This window comes from [Empedobacter] haloabium, assembly GCA_008011715.2.
In the GTDB taxonomy this organism is placed as follows: Bacteria; Pseudomonadota; Gammaproteobacteria; order Burkholderiales; family Burkholderiaceae_D; genus Rugamonas; species Rugamonas haloabia.
The window spans coordinates 3,700,630-3,718,601 of the sequence record CP136508.1; the positions used below are offsets into that span (position 1 = coordinate 3,700,630).

A 17,972-nucleotide genomic window follows, 5' to 3' on the forward strand; every position below is an offset into this window, starting at 1 on the left:
ATAGCCGATCGCCGCCCGAACTTGAGAAATCACTTTAACTGTGTGGCCGGCCCCGCAACAGAATTTAAGCGGACCTTAAGCCGCGGCCCGCGCCACCACGCCCGGCAGCACGGCACGCGGCAGGTCCAGCGCATGCCCCTGCACCAGCGGCACCCACGATGCCAGCGCGGCGATACCATGCAGCGCCGTCAGCGCCTCCGGCCGCTCGGCATGGTGGAACAGCACCCGGCCGCCGGCGTCGCCGGCGACGTCGATCAGCCGCGCCAGCGCCTCCCAGTCGCGCGCCAACCGGGCATCGACGCGGACGATGGCCGGCCGCACACGCTCGACCAGCGCGATGCCCTCCTGCGCGCTGGCCACCGTGACGGCGAAGCGGAACCCGTTGCGGCGGTAATTGTCGGCCACGTAGTTCAGCAGCCAGGTCTGCTGCGGCACCGTGGCCGGCAATTGCAGCACGATGCGCGCCAGCGGCAGTTCGAGCGCATCCAGGATGCGGCGGAACGCGAAGCCGTGGTTGCTGCTGACGGCGCTCAGCAGGCGGCCGTGCACGTTCAGGTGCAGGTCGACGTGCGCGCTGTCCGCCTGCCGGAAGAAATTGATGGCGTGCAGCATGCGGCACAGCCGGTCCAGTTCGACGGATTCGTCGTCGCTGGCCGCGTGCTCCAGCAGGCGCCACAGCGACAAGCCTTCGTCTTCGGCCGAAACGCCCCGGGCCAGCCCCTCGCAGGCCGCGAGCGAGCCGCTGTCGAGGATGCGCACGGGCTGGAACACACTCGTCATGGTGCAGTTGAAGAAACGGCCATGGGCCCGCCCCGACGCGTCCAGCCACAGCGAGGACGACGCATCGGCCCGTTGAACGAGCCCGGCCAGATATTGATTCAGGATCGGATAACGCATTGCTGCCTTTCGCCAGGAGATGGAGTGAGCACAGCGTACGCTCCGCGCAGCCTGCGCAAAACGAATCGTTTCAACGTTTGTTATGCGCCGGACGAATAAAACGGCCCAGCCAGTTGCCGCACAACAACACCCTTGCTGCGCTACATAAGCATATTGGAAAAGATTCGTTCCCTCGGCAGTCGCGCGGGCGTATTGTTACCCTAGCTCAACAAAATCCTTAACGTGATTCGGTGTCGCCATGTGCCAGCTTCTCGGATTGAACAGCAGTCTACCCGCCGGGCTCGGCCCGTTCTTCGACGTGTTCGCCGAACGGGGCGGCCGCACCGACGAGCACAAGGACGGCTGGGGCATCGCCTTTCACAGCGGCAAGCGCTGCCGCTTGTTTACCGATCACCGCGCCGCCATCGACTCGCCGCTGGCGGCACGCATCCGCCGCCGTCCGCTGCGCGCCCGCAATATCCTGGCGCACATCCGCAAGGCCACGCAAGGCCGCATCGCGCTGGAGAACAGCCATCCGTTCGCGCGCCGGCTGTGGGACCAGACCTGGAGCTTCGCGCATAACGGCGACTTGAAGGGATTCGCGCCGCCGGCCGGCCTGTACCGCCCGCAAGGCGACACCGACAGCGAGGCCGCCTTCTGCCACCTGCTGTCGCGGCTGGCGCAGCGCTTCCCGCACGGCGCGCCGGCGCCGCAGCTGCTGCGCGCGGCGATGGCCGAGCTGGCGGCGGAGATCGCCGCCCACGGCACCTTCAACTTCCTCCTGTCCAACGGCGACACGCTGTTCGCGCACTGCTCGACCAACCTGCACTACCGGCTGGCGGCCGGCAAGGCGATCGTGGCCACCCAGCCGGTGGACGACACGTCCGGCTGGACCGCGTTCGCCCCGGGCGAACTGAAGGCGTTCGGCCAGGGCCTGCTGCGCGGCTGAGCCGGCTCAGCGCCGGATCGGGCTGTTGATGATCTGCGGATCGATCTGCACCGATCCCGTCGGGGTCGTCAGCGTGATGGCCACCTGGTAGGTCTTTTCCGTCGTGCTCTGCGAATCCGTGTCGGCCAGGATGATCAGCCGGCCGCCCGCCGCGATGCTCGAGACGAACGGCGCGCCCGCCGGCGTCACCTCCACGCTGCCGAACGTCACCCCGGCCGGCGCCTCGGTCAGCTCGTAGACGATGACCGATTTCGGATAGGTGCTGTTTATCACCGGATAGTCGTAGTACGCCTTGTACGTCGGCGTGGTCAGTTCGAACACGCGCACGGGCACGTTGAAGAAATGGGTGTTCACGATGGTCATGTAAGGCCTTTCATGGTGAGGTGAGGGAAATCGGTGCGGCCTGCAGCGCGCGCAGGTACGGCGAAGCCCGGTAGCCCATCCGGACCAGGCTGGACGCGGCGGCGCTTGCCCTGGCCGGCGTGCCCAGGCAATGCTGGCTCAGGACCCAGGCCGACAGCACGCGGTAGTCGCCGCTATCCTGTGCCACCGGGGCAAGCAGCGCATGGGCGCGCTCGCAGGCCTGGCGGGCCGCGGCCGCGTCGCCTTCGTCACGCTGCAGCGCGGCCAGGGTCAGCCAGCCGTCCACCAGGGCGTCCAGCAGCTTTTCGGTCGCCGGGGCGGTCTGGTGCAGCTGGTCGAGCCGGGCCAGCGCCGGCGTCAGCGCCTGCCGCGCTTCGCGCAGGCGGCCGGCGCGCCGCTGCAATGCGGCCTCGGCCACCCGGGTGGCCGCCGCCAGTCCCGCCAGGTGGACTTTCTGCGGCTCCAGCGCCGCCAGCGTGTCGAACTCGTGCGCGGCCAGCCGCAGTTGCGCCAGCGCCGTGCGCGTATCCGTCGCGACCCGCGCTTGGCCCAGCAGCAGCGCGGCGCGTTCGGCCTGCCAGTCGCGGTTGCTGGCGTCCTGCTCCACCAGCCGCCCAAACAGCTCGGCGGCCTGTGCCAGCGCCGTTGCCGCGGCCGCATCCCGTCCCAGCGCCAGCAACAGCTCGCCCTTCTGCCACAGGGCGACGGCATAACGATGGGTCCACAGGCCGTCGCCCGGCTTGGCGCGGTGCAGCGCCAGCAGCAGGGCTTCCTGTCGCTCGTACAGCGCGGCCGCCTGGGCCAGCTCGCCAAGGCGCTCACGCGCGGTGGCCAGCCAGGACAGGCTGTCGGCCAGGTCGGCCCGCAGTTGCGCATCGGCGGGCCGCACCGCCAGGGCCCTGCCCTTCAGGTCCACCGACAACGCGAACTCGCGCGCCGCCGCCGCAGCACGCCCCTGCTGCAGCGCCAGCGTGCCCAGCGTATTGGCCGCGTACGACTGCTCGATCCAGGCGCCCGGGTCGTGCGGTGCCAGCGCGGCCACGGTGTCGCTGACGTCGCGGTATTCCAGGAAGTACGGTGCCGCCTGGTCCAGCTCGTTGGCATCGAAGTGCAGCTGCCCCAGCAGGAAGGCGTTGGCGCCGTAGTTGACCAGCACGTCGCGCGCGCGCGGCTGTTCGCGCCGCTGCTGTTGCAAAATCGCACGCGCGCGCCGCAACGCGACGCGCGCGGCGGCCGGGTCGGCCCGCGCCAGCTTGACCTCGGCGATCAGCTGCAATGCCTTGGCGCGCTGGGTCAGTTCGACGGAACTGGCGTGGCCGTGTCCGGTGTCGGACAGGTAGGTCAGTGCGCGCGTGCTGACGCTGTCGAGCAGGTCGAGCCGGCCCAGCGGGCGCAGCCGGTCGACGAATTCGCCCAGCATGTAGGTCATCAGCGTTTCGGCTTCGCCGCGGTGCAGCTCGGCACGCTGGCGCGCCACCTGGGCCGCGATGCCGAGCCCGATCGCCAGCAACGCCAACAGCACCAGCGCACCGCCCACCAGCAGGCGCAGCCGCTCGCCGCGGCGCGCCCGGCCGAGCGAGGCCAGGACGAAGTCACGCTCCAGCGCCGGCAAGGTGAACTCGGTCGATTCCAGCAGCGCGGCGGCCTGGCGCGCCTGCAAGCCGGCCGGCAGCAGCAGGTCGGCCGGCCGGCCCGCCCCATGCCAGCGCGCCGCCTGGGCGCCGGTGCGGGTCAGTTCCTGCAGCGCCTGCCGATGGCGCTCGATCCACTCGAGCGCACGCGGCCAGCGCCGCAGCAGCGCCTCGTGGGCGATGCCGTAGGTGGCCGTGTCCGCCGCCAGGTCGGTGACGAACAGGCGCGCATCGACCAGCGCCTGCACCAGTGCCTGTTCGGCCCCGGGGCGCAACGTCGACCACGGCACGGCGCGCGCCGTCACGGCCAGTTGGTTGTCGGCGATACTGACGAGCTGGGCCAGCACGCGCGGCAGCGCCGCCGCTTCGGCCGGGCCCAGCGCACCCACGACCTGTTCCGCGCGCGCGCCGATGGCGCCCTCGATGCCGCCCAGCTCGCGGTAAACGGCGAACGTCAGCATGCCGTCCTGGTCGCGCCGCCGGTACAGCTCGTGCAAGCAGTATTCCAGCAGCGGCAGCATGTCGCCGCTGCCGGCCGCGTCGGAGCACAGTACGTCGTCGAGCCGGGCGCCGCTGGCCGCGTCCGTCTCGAAGCGCAGCCCGGCCGCCTGCGCGGGCAGGCGGATGATCTGGGCGATCTCGGCCGGTCCGGGCGGCGCCAGGTCGAAGTGGCCGCCCCGTGCCTTCAGCGCGCACAGCGGGGCGGAGGTCATCAGCTCCGGATAGAAATCGTTGCGGCAGGCCAGCACGACCAGCATCCGGCCGCTGCGCGCCAGCGCTTCCAGCGCCGCGACGAAGGCGGTGCGCTGCCATTCCCCGACGTGGCGGAAGATCGCTTCCAGGTGATCGACGAACAGGCACACGCCGGCTGCTGGCAGGCGTGCCTGCAGTTGCGCCGCCACCCCGGCCATGTCGTCGCGCAGCCGCGCGCCCAGGCTGGCCGCGCTGTCATTGGCAAACAGCCCGGCGCCATCGACTTCGGCGTCGAGCAGCACGCTGCCCAGGGCGTCGAACGGACCGACCGCGCCGAGGTCGGCGCAATCGAGCGTCAGTGTGTCCGCCAGCAGGATGCCGGGCGGCGGCGCCGTGCGCAGCCGGGCGATCAGGCCGGCCTGCACCAGCGAGCTCTTGCCCGAACCGGATGGCCCGAGCACGGCCACCAGCGCACAGCCGGCCTCGATCTGGCGGCGCACCACCTGGACCAGCTGTTCCGTCGCCTGGCGGCGGCCATGGAAGATGGCCGCGTCGTCCGGACCGAACGCGTCCAGCCCGCGGAACGGCGCGCCCGTCCAGCGCTGCGGCTGTGGCTCGACCTGCACGGCCGCAATAGCGCGGTAGCCGCGCTTGCGGATGGTTTCGATATAGCGGGGCGTGGTCGCGGAGTCGCCCAGCGCCTGGCGCAGCTGGGTCAGGATCTTGTGCAGCGGATTGTCGCCGGTCGGGGTACCGCCCCAGCAGGTATCCAGGATGGTGTCGGCGGACAGCACCTCGCCGGCATGCCGGCACAGCAGGGCCAGCACCTCCATCGCACGCGGCTCCAGCTGGCGCCGCTGACCGTCGCGATACAGGGAATTGCTTCCCGGCTCGACCCGCCAGTCGCCGAAGTCGAACCCCCGGTCCAGGAACCGCTCGCCGTTTCCCATGGAAAAACCCAATGTATTCAAACGCTTGACGCGCCCGAAGGTTTTCAGAAGGCAGCATGCCCGGCCCGGGGCTACAGTCCGTTCACACCTGCCGGAGCCACCGGAACTGGTGTCATCTTAACATCGTTCGGAGGCGCTATGAACTTCCCGTCACTCACTTTTTGCAACCCGTTCGAGCCGAACGACATCGCCCCGGAAGCGGTCCGCGAGCAGCTCGGCCGCATCCTGTCCAGCGCCCTGTTCGGCCGTGCCCACCGCAGCGCGGAACTGCTGGATTACCTCGTCAGCCGGCATCTCGACCGGCCCGACGAACCCATCAAGGAGCTGATGGTCGGCATCGACGTCTACCGCCGCGATGCCCGCACTTACCGGCCCGACGTGGACCCGATCGTGCGCATCCAGGCCGGCCGCCTGCGCCGGCGCCTGGACGATTACTATGCAGGCCACGGCCGCGGCGATCCCGTCCGCATCCGCGTGCCCCGGCGCGGCTACGTGCCCGAGCTCACGCGCCAGCACGCGGAGGCGCCCGGCCACGCCAGGGTGTTGCTGCTGCCGGTCGTGGCCGGCGACCAGGGCGAGGCGAGCATCTTTGCCGCCGGCCTGGCGGCGGAGCTGCGCCACCGGCTGCACCGCGACCTGGGCAACCGCCTGATCGACGGCAAGCCCGGCTTCGTCCTGCCCGACCACGGCGTGGCGCCAGCCTACGTGGTGGAAGGCAGCGTGCGCGCCGACGGCGTCGTGATGCGCACCCAGCTGGCGATGACGGCCGTGCGCGAAGGCAACATCGTCTGGAGCGAACAGGCCGACGTGGGCGCCGGCCCCGCCATCGCACGGCAGGAGCAGCTGGCGCAGCTGTGCTGCTCGGCCGTGCTGGCCCGGCTGGGTGTGCCGGGCTGAGCGGGCTCAAGCGCTGCCGCCAGCCGCGACGGCGTGCAGGTGCCATTGCCGGGCGGCGGCGGGGTCCAGCGCGCGCACCCGCACCGGATTGCCTTCGGCGGGCCGGCCATCCGCGTTGTCCAGCACCAGCTTCGGGTACAGCTTGTTGACGATCGCCCCGCCGGCGCGACACCAGTGCTGCGCCAGCCGGCCCGGCATCACCGTGGCCAGGCAGGTCCGCCCCGTGCCGCCGCTGACGCCGCACACCTCCACGCACAGGCCGGCGTCGGCGAGCGGGCGGATCAGGCCGTCCGTGCCGCACACCCAGCGCACCGTCGCGTCCCGCTCGTCGTACCGCTTCAGCTCCAGCGGCATCGCGGGCGCGACAGCGCGCACGCCGAGGCAGAACCGTTCGTCACTGGCCAGCATGATGAGATACGCCTGCATGGGCTGTCGGGACATGTGCGCTCCTGGGCCTGTCGGAGATGGAATCCGGCGCGCGCGATGCGCGTCTCGCTGCAACAACCATAATCCCGCCAGGCGGCGGCGCCAAGTAACAACAGGTAACGCCGAGGTAACATGCCACGGCATGCAGTTATGGCAACAGGCGCCGTATAATGTCGTCCGCCCGAACTCCCGTTGCGACCGATGCCCCCCGATCCCGCCACCGCCCGCTTCAAGCGCCGCCTGCTCTCCCTGGCCATCATTGCCGCCGCCGGCATGGCCCTGCTCGCCGGGCGCCTCGTCTGGTTGCAGGCGCTGCAGTGAATCCGCCGGGCCCATGGGCGCGGCTGCGCCCGATCGTGGCGGTGGACCTGCCGCTGCTGCTGTGCATCGCCCTGCTGCTGGCGACGGGCCTGCTGACCGTGTATTCGGCCGCCGCCGACTTTCCCGGCCGCTTCGCGGCCCAGCTGCGCAATGTCGGCATTGCGCTGGGCATCCTGTGGCTGGCCGCCAACGTGCCGCCGCGCCAGCTGATGCGCTACGCGCTGGCCATCTACGGGATCGGCGTGCTGATGTTGCTGGCGGTGCAGTTCGCCGGGGTCAACAAGAAGGGGGCGACGCGCTGGCTGTACGTGGGCTTCGAGTTCCAGCCTTCCGAGATCATGAAGATCGCCATGCCGCTGATGCTGGCGTGGTTCTTCCACCACTACCGCGGCGCGCCGCGCACGCAGACCTTTGCCGCGGCGGCCGTGCTGCTGGCCATACCGGTCGGCCTGATCATGAAGCAGCCCGACCTGGGCACCGCCCTGCTGGTGCTGGCGGCAGGATTCTATGTGATCGTGCTGGCGGGATTGTCGTGGCGAGCTCTGCTGGGACTAGCCATTGCCGGCATCATGGCGATTCCGCTGTCGTGGCCGTTACTGCACGACTACCAGCGCCACCGCGTGATGACCCTGCTGAATCCGGAAGCCGATCCGCTCGGCAAGGGATTCCAGATCAAGCAGGCCGGCATCGCCATCGGCGCCGGCGGCGTTTCCGGCCAGGGCTGGCTGGCGGGCACCCAGGGTCACCTGGGCTTCGTGCCGGAACGCTCGACCGACTTCATCTTTTCCGTGTTCGCCGAGGAATTTGGCCTGGCCGGCAATTGCGTGCTGCTGGTGCTGTATTTCCTGCTGATCCTGCGTGGGCTGCAGATCACGGCAGGCGCCGCGACACCGTTCTCGCGCCTGCTGGCCGGCGCCGTGACGATGATCCTGTTTACCTATGCCTTCATCAATATCGGCATGGTCAGCGGCCTCTTCCCTGTCGTGGGCGTGCCGCTGCCTTTCATCAGCTATGGCGGCACGGCCCTGATGACCCTGGGATTGGGCTGCGGCATGCTGATGGCGATCCGGCGCGAGGCGCTGGCCTTGCAGCGCGGCCGGCTGGGGTAAGGTTCAGGCCGAGCTGCAATTGCAGAAGCGCTTGCGCTGCGAGTCGGGCGCGCTGGCGTCCGCCACCAGCGGTTTCCAGAACAGCACCGTGTCGATGCCGTACGGCGCGCGCAGCAGGCCGTCGCGCCGATAGCCGCGGCCGGCGAAGAAGCCCTCCGCCGTGACCGTACTGTGCAGGAACACCGTCTTCATGCCCAACGCCAGCGCCTGCTGTTCGATGCGCGCCAGCATGGCCTTGCCGGCTCCCTGGCGCAGGGCCTCCGGTTCCAGGTAGCACAGCGCCAGCTTGCCGGCAGCGGTCAGCAAGGCGACGCCGACGATGGTTTCGCCGCGCACGGCCACCAGCGGATAATTGGTGGGCGACTCGAACCACGTCGTGACCATCTTCGGTGTCTTGTTGCCCAGCCAGGCGGCCAGGATGGCGGGATCGCCATGATGGTCGAGGCCGCAACACTCCTCGATGGAGCGACGCAGCACCGCGCAGGCGGCGGCGGCATCTTGCGGTACGGCTGGTCGAATGTCGAAACTCATGTGCTGAAAAATCCGGATGACTGCTGGCAGCGGGCCTGTGACAGCCGGACTATACACGAGTCGGCCTGATGCCGTGCTGACGCCACGCTTGTCGCGGCATCTAAGCATATTACGAAAATTTAGTATCTTTTCGGCGGGGAATTGCCGACCATTGATATCTGTTTTCCACCACGAGCACACCATGCCAAATAAGAAAATCGCATTTAGCGCCGGGCGCCGCCTGGTCCTGGCCGCACTGGCCGCCGCATCGCTGGGCCTGCCCGGTGCCGCGTCCGCCGCCGACGTGACCCTGCTGAACGTTTCCTACGACGTGGCGCGCGAGCTGTACCAGGACATCAATCCGGCGTTCGAGGCGCAGTTCCAGAAGAGCACCGGCAAGACCATCCAGATCAAGCAGTCGCACGGCGGCTCGTCCAAGCAGGCGCGCGCCGTCGCCGACGGCCTGGAGGCCTCGGTCGTGACGATGAACCAGGCCAACGATATCGACATGCTGGCCGACAAGGGCCTGGTGGCCAAGGACTGGGCCAAGAAATTCCCGCACAACGCGGCGCCAAGCTATTCGACGATGGTGTTCCTGGTGCGCAAGGGTAATCCGAAAGCCATCAAGGACTGGGCCGACCTGGCCAAGCCAGGCACCGCGGTCGTGATCCCGAATCCGAAGACGGCCGGCAACGGCCGCTATACCTACCTGGCCGCCTGGGGCTCCGTGCTGCAGGCGGGCGGCAGCGACGCCCAGGCGCGCGAGCTGGTCACGAAGATCTTCAAGAACGTGCCGATCCTGGACACGGGCGGCCGCGCCGCCACGACCACCTTCACGCAGCGCCAGATCGGCGACGTGCTGGTGACGTTCGAGAATGAGGTGCAGCTGGTGCGCAAGGAGTTCGGCCAGAACTTCGACATCGTCTACCCTGCCACCTCGATCCTGGCGGAATCGCCGGTGGCGGTGGTGGACAAGGTGGTCGACAAGCGCGGCGTGCGCAAGGAAGCGACGGCCTACCTGAACTTCCTGTACACGGAACAAGGCCAGGAAATCATCGCCAAGCACTTCCTGCGCCCGCGCTCGGCCGCGGTGGCGAAGAAATACGAGGCCACGTTCAAGCCCGTCAAGCTGTTCACGGTGGACGACGTGTTCGGTGGCTGGCGCGCGGCGCAGAAGCGCCATTTCGACGACGGCGGCGAGTTCGACAAGATCTACGCCAGCAAGTAGACAAGTCTTATAGGACGCTTAAAAGGAGGCTTCGGCCTCCTTTTTCGTTGGCTGAGGGAAAAAATCCCCGTCGCGCACTGCTGACACCGTCTGGACTGGGCCGCGCATCGATGCTATCTTCTGTACTTCAAGTAAGTTGCCGCATGGATAGATGTCGTCTCGACGCTGTCCACGTGCCGCCCTGCGCCCCGACTTCCCATCTCATGCCAAAATGATCAGAAAACTTGCCGTTGCCCTGCTGCTGTCGTGTTCCGTGGCTGCCGTCTTTGCCGCCGATGCGCCTGATGTCCGGCTGGGTTCGCAATCCGTGCTGGTCGTCGAAGACGGCACCGGCAAGGTGCTGGTGGAAAAGAACTCCACCGCCATCGTCCCGATCGCCTCGCTGACCAAGCTGATGACCGCCATGGTCGTGCTGGACGCCAAACTGGACATGGAAGAACAGATCAGCATCGACCAGCAGGACGTGGACGTGCTCAAGCACAGCACGTCGCGCGTGCCGGTTGGCGCCACCCTGTCGCGCGGCGCAGTACTGCAGCTGGCGCTGATGTCTTCCGACAACCGCGCCGCCGCCTCGCTGGCCCGCACCTTCCCGGGCGGCCCCGCCGCGTTCAAGGCCGCCGTGGACCGCAAGATCCGGGCGCTGGGCATGACGCAGACTCGCATCGCCGAGCCGACCGGCCTGTCGCCGGCCAACACGTCGACGGCCGCCGACCTGGTCAAGATGGCCACGGCGGCCGCGGCGTATCCGGACATCACCCGCATCACGACGGACACCCGCGAGGTCATCAACGTCAAGGGCCGCAGCGTCGAGTACCACAACACCAACCGCCTGGTCGGCGCCAAGGGCTGGGACATCGGCCTGTCCAAGACCGGCTACACGGAAGAAGCGGGCCGCTGCCTGATCATGCGCATCAAGGCCGCCGGCAAGAACGCGACGGTGGTGCTGCTGAACGCCCGCGCCAACTCGGCCCGCATCATGGACGCGCTCAATATCCGCCGCTACATCACGGGCGACCAGGGGCGCGCCGCCACCCGCGTGGCACGCGCGGCGCCGGCGTCGCTGATCAAGGCTTCGGCCGGGCGCATGAAGGCGGCCAAGGTCACCAACAATGGCCGCAAGAAGGCGGCACCGAGCAAGAAGCCGCGCCGCCGCCGCGCCGAGTAAGCGTCAGAACTTCACACCCAGGTAGATACCGGTGCGGTTCTTGCGTACCGGCTGGCCTTCCAGCGGATCGGAGCCGACCCGGCGCTCCGCGATCAGCGAGAAGCGCGCCGCGCCCGGCGGCGGCGGCGCCTTGAAGTCATAGAACAGGTATTCGGCCGTCAGCACGTGCTTGCGGTAGGTTTCCTTGATCCGGTTGCCGGACACGCTGGCGTCGCGCGAGACCTTGCCACTGTACGTGACGCGGGTGCGGCTGCTGAACTTCGGGAAGAAGTCGAAGCCCAGCTCGAGCAGCGCCCCTTTGCCGGAACCCGTCGGCACCAGCACCGGATCGTCCGTCTCGTCCGTTTTTGCGTAATAGATGCCCACGCGGGGCCGGATGAACAGGCCCCACTCCCCCGGCGTGTAGCCGACCCCGAACTTGAGCTTCTTGCTGACCAGTTCCGCCGTCGCGCGCGCATAAGCCCCTTCCGTGCCGGCGCCACGGTCGCGGTTCTTGCCCAGGCCCGCATCGAGCAGCCAGCTGTTGGTCGACTCGAACTGGTCGCCGATGGTGGCGCGCACGCCCAGCTCGATCGCCTTGCGGTCGGTGCTGGTGGTGTCGTCGTCCTCGATGCCCAGCGCGATGTACGGCTCGGCGATGGTGTCGCGGCCCGGCTCCATCGGCTTGAACGTATAGGTCAGCGCCAGCGCGATGGCGGCGGCCTCCTCCCCGTTATTGCGCGAGTAGCCCAGCCGCGCCGGCTTGTTGCTGGTGCCTGGGTCCTCGAATTCCGCGCTCTGGCGCAGGGTCAGCTGGGCCTGCGCGGCGGCGCAGCACAGCAGCAGTACGGCGGCCAGCGTGGTCTTCACGGTGCGTGCCATGTCATTCCCCCGCAAATGGCTGGCCGGTGGCGGCAGCCGTGGTCAGGTCGATCGCGCCGCCCACCGTCTTCAACGCTACCGTCTCGACGTACGAGATGGGACGGCTGTTCTGGTCGCCATGCCGGCGCGCCACCTTGGTCAACGGCACGTTCAACGCACGCTTCATGGAGTCGTCGAATCCCGACGTGAAATCGATCCGCACCGCCTCGACGGCGGCGGCGTCGTACGACGCCAGGTCCAGCGGCGAGATGAAATCAAGGCCCTGGACCACGTCGGTCTTGATCCGGTCGCGCAGTGTTGTCATGACACCCCCGATGGTATGTTGTAGTTTCGCTATTGTTGCGACAATCTTGATCGGAAGTCAAAAATGAATGGCGCCTGACGGTTGGGTGGTGCGAGTTTGCAACAACGTGCATCCGGGCCCAGCGGGACGGGCGCCAGTGCTCAGGCTGCCTCGCCCAGCCTGGCGTCGCGCGCGGCTAGCTCGACCGTGCTGCCCGGCAGCAGCGTTTCCTGGCCCAGCGCCGCGAGGTACCGCTCGCGCCGCTCGTCGCGCTGTTCCTGCGACAGATCCTTGCCATCGGCCCGGTACGGCTGGAGGGTATCCACCAGGTCGCGCACCAACTGCCGCTGCAGCGGGGTGTCGTGAGCGGATTTGAGCTTGCCCAGCAAGTATTCCTCCACGTGCTCCGACTGGCTCACCGACTGGCGCAGGCTCGCCCCCAGCAGGCGCCCGTCCCGGTAGCGCAGTTCGACGTCGCTGCTGGCGCTGTCCTCGATCGTGCTGTACCGATAGTTCTGCGACTCGGCCGCGTAGTCGAACGCCAGCGGCGCGCCCGGCGTCAGCGGCTCGTGGAACTGCGCCGACAGGCGCGACTGCTGCGACTGGGCGATCGAACGCGCGTCGCGCGACGCGCCGCCCACGCGGGTCTGCTGCGACACCTCGTACTCGAAGCCGGCGACCTCGGTGCGCCGCACCGGATTGTCCCAGCGCGGCGTTTGCGCCACCGTCGCGCTGAAGTCGGACAAGCCGGTCAGCATGGCGCGGTCCTGCGGCGCCAGCCAGGCACGCGTGGGCGCCGGCGTGGCGGGAGCGTCGGCGGCGGTGCGGGACAGGCCGGCGAACGCATCCTTGAACATCGTCATCAGGCCGGCATCGCCATGGCCACGCGCGGCGGCCTGGTCGAACTGGCGCAGGTAGCTTTCGATGGCGCGCTCCTGCTGCTGGCGACCGCCGGGCGGCATCGGCGTGTCGGTCTTCACCGCCAGGTTGACCTGGCCGGCGGGGCCGTCCAGCGCGACGCTGCGCTGCGCGTCGTCCAGGTGGAAGGCCAGCGACTGCGTGGCCGCCGGCACGGTCGGCAAGGTCACCTGGGCGTCCAGGTCGACCGACGCCAGTAGCCCGCTGCCCGGTTGCGCCAGCTTGCCCAACGCGATCCGGGGCGGCTGCGCCGACAGCCCGTCGATGGCTGCCTGGTAGCCCTCGGCCAGCGCCGCCACGGCGTCGCGTTCCTCGGCGCTCAACGCCGCGTCGGCTTTTACTTGCACCAGCAGCTCGTCGCCGCGGCTGGCCAAGGTCAGGCCGACCTTGGTGCCGGCGGCCGTCACGATGTCGAGGGTGAAACGGTTGTCGAGGTCTTTGGGCAGCACGTCGGCGCCGATCGTCACCGGCGCCCCGCTCTTCAGCGCGGCAAACATGGGTGCCGCGAGGTCCTGGAAGCGCAGGCCCGGCGGCGTCGGCGCGGTACTGGCATCCGCCGCCTGCGCGGCCAGACCGGCGGCGCTGAGGTTGACGACGGTGGAGGGTGCCGCGGCGCCGGCCAGTGCCGGTGTGGCGGGCTGGCGGGAGGCCGGAACCGCTGTACGCAGGGCGGCGGGCAGGCTGGGCAGGAATGAAATCGCGGTCATGCTGAATTAACGGCATGTTTTCCGGGAAGTTTAGTGTTGGTTAGTTTTACCCCGCAATTGGTAGTATGCCTGTCAGCTGGGCCCGTCATTTTGGGATTAAGAGTCGACTGCTACCGATCCTGTTTGCACAGGGTTTTGTGGGAAAGGTCGGCGTCTAGGCCGGCTCTTGCGTGCCGCAGGCCGACATTCCTGCCTAGCGATCGAGGCCGTAAAAGCGCGCGTCGGTGGCGCGGCAGCGGGTATGGCGTCCTTGGCCTGCGCGGGGAGGCCGACGGCACTGAGCGTGATGACAGGTGATGGCGCCGCGTTGCCGGGCGCCGCTGGGCGGTGGATTGGCGCCGTGCCGGCATTGCCGCGCGCCTGGGGACGGCAGGTTCGGCAGAAACTAGATGGGACGTCATGCTGACTTGTCGGGCGAAGAATATGCCCTTGAAAACCGACGACGCATGATGCGCGCCCGTGTCCCTCGCAAGCCAACGCGGGCGGAACGTCGCGGCGCGCGCCGGGCATCAAGGCGTGCCGTCACCACCCCGCAGCAGAATCGCCAACTGCATCGTATCGCGGATGCCCAGCTTGCGCAGGATGTTCTCGCGATGCTTGCGAACTGTCAGCGGACTGATTCCCAATTCTCGCGCCACCATCTTGCTGGTCTTGCCCTGTACGATCTGGCACGCGATGGTCTGTTCCCTCCTGCTCAAGCTGTCCAACGCGTGGTCGGGTGCGGCGGTCCCCGCGCCTCCCGTCTGCCGCCCTTTGCCAGCGCGCATCTCGTGAGTTCGATGCCGTTGCGCAGCCCCAGCTTCGCCAGCAGACTGGCGCGATGCTTTTTTACGGTGTACTCGCTGATGCCAAGCCGTCTGGCGATCGTCTTGCAAGAATTGCCTTCGGCCACTTGTTGCAGGACTTCGCGTTCACGCGGGGTCAAAGTGATGGCACGGTTCAGCTGAATGGGCCTTCTTGTCGCGGGTGGGTAAGCCATGATGGTGCCCATTTATCGTTGCGGTTGACCGACGGCGTGCCGCCTTCCCGACACGCCGCGCGTCGCGCTACTACATTCGCCGAGCCCCCGCCGGTTGCAGCGCGGCCAACCCGCTCACCAGCGCTGCGCGCACCAGTTCCTCCAGCTGCGCCTGCGAAACATGGTCGTTCGCTCCGCCGTTCCAGCCCGACATCGCATCGAACGCTGCGGCCGTCGCGGGCGCGCCGGCCGTCACCCGCGGCAGCCCGGCGCCGGCCTGCTGTCGTGGGATCGGCAACGGTGCGGCCGCCGCGGCGATCAACTGGAAGGCGCGGTCCACCCGGGCCGTGCCGCGCAGTGCGTTCGGGCCCATAAACTCAGGGTGGCTGCCCATCACTAGCGCGACCAGCCCCGTCACCGCGGGCGTTGCCATCGAGGTGCCGTCCCAGGCCGCATAGCCACCGCCCGGCACGCTGCTGATAACGGCCACTCCGGGCGCGCACACCCCCACCTGTGGACCACGGCATGAGAACGTGGCCGCGAACAATCCATTTGGCCCGGCGCTGCCCTGGGCACAGGTCTGGGCGTGGTAGGTGGTATCGGGAAAAGCGCCTGTCGCGCCGATGGCCGCGACGCACATGACACCGGGGACGCTGGCCGGAAATTGCACGGGACCGCTGGAGTTCCCGGCCGCGACGACGACGGCCACGCCCGCCTGGCGTGCCTCGTCGACCAGTTGTGCGATCGCCTCGGAAGTCTGATCCCCGCCGAGACTGCAATTGACGACATCGATCTGGTTGTCGATGCAGTAATGCAGCGCCGCAGCCAGGTTATTGAAGGCACCGCCCGGGAACAGCTTGAGCACATGTACCTCTGCGTCAGGCACAAACCCGCGGATGTGGCCGTCACGGCCGTTGCCCGTGATGACGCCAGCGCAGTGCGTGCCGTGCGACATCGTATCCGTGACCCAGGAACTGCTGTCGGGACGCTGGTCGCCGTCGAGGTTCGTATAGTCCTGACCGATCGTAACGTGCGTCAGCGCCGGATGTGTATTGTCGCAACCGCTGTCGATAATGGCCACTTTGATGCCGCGTCCGCGCGCCGCGCCTCGCGCCGCTTCCGTCAAGCCCATGAGACGCGCGCCCCAACCGGCAAAGCCGTCACTGCCTGCCGTCGGCGCGGCAAAGCCCGCTCCACTGAATTCAGGCAATCGCTGCAACTGCACGGGGTTGATATCGTCGACGCTGAGTACCGGGCGGTAGCGGAACCACTCCCAGCAGTCGGCAAAAGGCTTGACGTATATGGCTGCGATGTCGTTGACGTATCCCACCGGCACGGCAATGCTGGCCCTGCCCTGGGCATCGGTCATGCCCTGTGCCTCGGCGCCGCCATTGGTGTACAGAACAACGGCACAGTTCTGTTGCGGCGCCTCCCTCGTATCGCGCACTTGGAAGCGCAGCGTCGTGCTGGCCGGGATAACGTTTAGCGGACGCAAGCCTATCGTTGGCGACAGGCGTGGTCCCGTATCGGCCAAGTGACCCAGCAAGTGATCGCGCTCGACGATCAGACCTGGGTGGGCCAATGCCGACAGGGCGCCCACTGCACCCGGGCTCGTCCGCACGACGATGATATCGTGGCTCCCCGATGCCGGTCCATTACCCATCAACGCCAACCGGTTCGACTGGACGCGGCGCACGACGGTGACGTTGCGCATCGTGCGCAGTAGGTTATGTACCCGGTCCATGTCCGGCTGGCCCAGTGCGGGCAAGCCGGACAGGCCGGTCAGGGCCAGCGCGGGTCGCCGCCTCAGCGTGACAAGATACTGCACATGGCGTTCGCCGGTTGTCCCCCGGCCGTCATCGCTTACGGGGACGGTGGCTTCGGAGCGGCCGGCGCTCGCATCGGCGGCGTCAGCGCTTGCGGCCTCGCTACGACGCGGTTTTTGCTGGTCTTTCGGATTGTCAGACATGACGCTTCCTTTCTGGACGAAATAGGGGATCTGCGGCGCGCCATGCGCGCCAGCCGGCAATACAGACAGGGAAAAGTGGTCTACAGGTGCAGCGGCGGATTGCTGTCGACCATGTAGAAGGGCTGCAGCAGCGCACGCACGCGCGCGAGATCGGCTTCGGGCACGCTGACGATCACGGCCTGGGCGCCACGATCATTGCAGCGCCACTGCAAACCGCTGATGCCAAGAAGCCGTACCTGGATGTCGGCCCAGGCAGCCTCGAGATCGTGGCGTGCGTTGCGCTCGCGGGGTGTGATGGCGATGTCGGACATGGCACGGCTCCTTTGGTCGTGACAGCAAGCGCCCTCGCGGGCGCCTGACGCGCTTACTGCGCGGTGCCCTGGTTGCCCAGGAAGTGTTGCAGAACGCCGTTGGCGATCGCAGGGATTTGCGGGGCGATGGCGCCGGCGACAGTTCGCGCAATGGCGCCAAAGTCGATGCCCTGTGCCTGCAGTTGCTGTACCTGTGGCTGGGCGCTCAGTAGTCCCGTCAGCAGCACCGGCAGCGCTTGTGCCGCGCCGTTGGCGATGGTCCCAAGGATGCTGCCAAAATCGATGCCTTGCGGCGCGAGACCGGCGCCATTGCTACCCAGCTGTGGCCGGTTTTCCGCAACCGAGAACCCGCCAATTGGCGTGTAAAAGCTGAAGCTTTGCGGCGCCACGCCTGCACCGTTGCCCGCAACGCCCAGCTGCGGTTTGCTGTCCGACACGGAGAAGCCGCCTAATAGCGTGTTTACACTAAAGCTCTGGGGCGTCACTCCTGGGCGCGCGCCCTGCAACTGCGGGTGGGCGGACAGCAGCCCCATCAACAGGCCTGGCAGCAGCTGCACGGCATGCTGCGCGACCGCGCCGACGATGCCACCAATATCTACACCCTGTGGCGCGACGTTCGGACCGGCGGCGTATGCTTGAAAATTCTGGAATTGAGCGGTAGACATGGAGTTTCCCTTCGATGAATTTGACGGTTGAACCCGGGCCGAGCTCTCGCTGGCTAGGGGCCTGCAGCGATTGCGGCGGGCACGACAGAGGATGCGCTCAGGGCGGCGCACCGGATATGGCTCCGGTGTCGTATTGACAATGCATTACCAAACTCATGCATGAAGTCGCCTACCCACGGCAG

General features: G+C 68.0%; 18 protein-coding genes. 5 read left to right on the forward strand and 13 right to left on the reverse strand.

Annotation, left to right across the window (positions count from 1 at the left end; translation table 11 throughout):
• Positions 1-75 precede the first annotated feature (75 nt).
• Complete coding sequence (locus tag E7V67_016120) at positions 76-897, reverse strand: EAL domain-containing protein (protein WUR11237.1); 822 nt, start codon at positions 895-897, stop codon at positions 76-78.
• Between the two features lie 238 nt (positions 898-1,135).
• On the opposite strand from E7V67_016120, the gene E7V67_016125 reads away from it, so the two are divergent.
• Positions 1,136-1,825 carry a class II glutamine amidotransferase gene (locus E7V67_016125; GenBank protein WUR11238.1) on the forward strand — a complete coding sequence of 230 codons (690 nt, stop codon included), beginning with the start codon at positions 1,136-1,138 and terminating at the stop codon, positions 1,823-1,825.
• Positions 1,826-1,831: 6 nt separating this feature from the next.
• Here E7V67_016125 and E7V67_016130 read toward each other — a convergent pair whose 3' ends face one another.
• The gene (locus E7V67_016130; GenBank protein WUR11239.1) at positions 1,832-2,188 is read right to left on the reverse strand and encodes a hypothetical protein; all 357 of its coding nucleotides are present in this window, start codon (positions 2,186-2,188) and stop codon (positions 1,832-1,834) included.
• A gap of 10 nt (positions 2,189-2,198) precedes the next feature.
• Positions 2,199-5,462 carry a winged helix-turn-helix domain-containing protein gene (locus E7V67_016135; GenBank protein ID WUR11240.1) on the reverse strand — a complete coding sequence of 1,088 codons (3,264 nt, stop codon included), beginning with the start codon at positions 5,460-5,462 and terminating at the stop codon, positions 2,199-2,201.
• 138 nt (positions 5,463-5,600) lie between these two features.
• Here E7V67_016135 and E7V67_016140 point away from each other — a divergent pair, with 138 nt between their 5' ends.
• Positions 5,601-6,359 (forward strand): hypothetical protein, encoded by a 759-nt coding sequence (locus E7V67_016140; protein WUR11241.1) that lies wholly within the window; start codon positions 5,601-5,603, stop codon positions 6,357-6,359.
• A 6-nt stretch (positions 6,360-6,365) separates the two neighbouring features.
• On the opposite strand, the gene E7V67_016145 is transcribed toward E7V67_016140, so the two are convergent.
• On the reverse strand, positions 6,366-6,800 hold the full coding sequence (locus tag E7V67_016145; GenBank protein WUR11242.1) for a hypothetical protein: 435 nt from the start codon (positions 6,798-6,800) through the stop codon (positions 6,366-6,368).
• Between the two features lie 302 nt (positions 6,801-7,102).
• On the opposite strand from E7V67_016145, the gene rodA reads away from it, so the two are divergent.
• Positions 7,103-8,215, forward strand: coding sequence for a rod shape-determining protein RodA (gene rodA / locus E7V67_016150; GenBank protein ID WUR11243.1), 1,113 nt, complete (start codon positions 7,103-7,105; stop codon positions 8,213-8,215).
• Between the two features lie 3 nt (positions 8,216-8,218).
• Here the strand turns inward: rodA and E7V67_016155 are convergent, their stop codons facing one another.
• Positions 8,219-8,746 (reverse strand): GNAT family N-acetyltransferase, encoded by a 528-nt coding sequence (locus tag E7V67_016155; GenBank protein ID WUR11244.1) that lies wholly within the window; start codon positions 8,744-8,746, stop codon positions 8,219-8,221.
• Positions 8,747-8,927: 181 nt separating this feature from the next.
• Between E7V67_016155 and E7V67_016160 the strand changes: the two genes are divergently transcribed.
• Positions 8,928-9,953, forward strand: a complete 1,026-nt coding sequence (locus tag E7V67_016160; GenBank protein WUR11245.1) for a sulfate ABC transporter substrate-binding protein — start codon at positions 8,928-8,930, stop codon at positions 9,951-9,953.
• A 211-nt stretch (positions 9,954-10,164) separates the two neighbouring features.
• Positions 10,165-11,118, forward strand: coding sequence for a serine hydrolase (locus tag E7V67_016165; GenBank protein WUR11246.1), 954 nt, complete (start codon positions 10,165-10,167; stop codon positions 11,116-11,118).
• A gap of 3 nt (positions 11,119-11,121) precedes the next feature.
• Here E7V67_016165 and E7V67_016170 read toward each other — a convergent pair whose 3' ends face one another.
• From E7V67_016170 to E7V67_016205, 8 genes are all read right to left on the reverse strand, one after another.
• The gene (locus E7V67_016170; GenBank protein ID WUR11247.1) at positions 11,122-11,979 is read right to left on the reverse strand and encodes a hypothetical protein; all 858 of its coding nucleotides are present in this window, start codon (positions 11,977-11,979) and stop codon (positions 11,122-11,124) included.
• A gap of 1 nt (position 11,980) precedes the next feature.
• Entirely contained in the window at positions 11,981-12,283 is a 303-nt protein-coding gene (locus tag E7V67_016175) for a hypothetical protein (protein ID WUR11248.1), read from the reverse strand.
• Between the two features lie 140 nt (positions 12,284-12,423).
• Positions 12,424-13,887, reverse strand: coding sequence for a hypothetical protein (locus E7V67_016180; protein WUR11249.1), 1,464 nt, complete (start codon positions 13,885-13,887; stop codon positions 12,424-12,426).
• Between the two features lie 509 nt (positions 13,888-14,396).
• Entirely contained in the window at positions 14,397-14,594 is a 198-nt protein-coding gene (locus E7V67_016185; GenBank protein ID WUR11250.1) for a helix-turn-helix transcriptional regulator, read from the reverse strand.
• Positions 14,582-14,878, reverse strand: a complete 297-nt coding sequence (locus tag E7V67_016190) for a LuxR C-terminal-related transcriptional regulator (GenBank protein WUR11251.1) — start codon at positions 14,876-14,878, stop codon at positions 14,582-14,584. Before E7V67_016190 ends, E7V67_016185 begins: the two co-directional genes overlap by 13 nt.
• Positions 14,879-14,936: 58 nt before the next feature.
• Positions 14,937-16,814, reverse strand: coding sequence for a S8 family serine peptidase (locus E7V67_016195; GenBank protein WUR11252.1), 1,878 nt, complete (start codon positions 16,812-16,814; stop codon positions 14,937-14,939).
• Between the two features lie 80 nt (positions 16,815-16,894).
• Positions 16,895-17,125 carry a hypothetical protein gene (locus E7V67_016200; protein ID WUR11253.1) on the reverse strand — a complete coding sequence of 77 codons (231 nt, stop codon included), beginning with the start codon at positions 17,123-17,125 and terminating at the stop codon, positions 16,895-16,897.
• Between the two features lie 53 nt (positions 17,126-17,178).
• Positions 17,179-17,790 carry a hypothetical protein gene (locus E7V67_016205; protein WUR11254.1) on the reverse strand — a complete coding sequence of 204 codons (612 nt, stop codon included), beginning with the start codon at positions 17,788-17,790 and terminating at the stop codon, positions 17,179-17,181.
• Between the last annotated feature and the right edge of the window lie 182 nt (positions 17,791-17,972).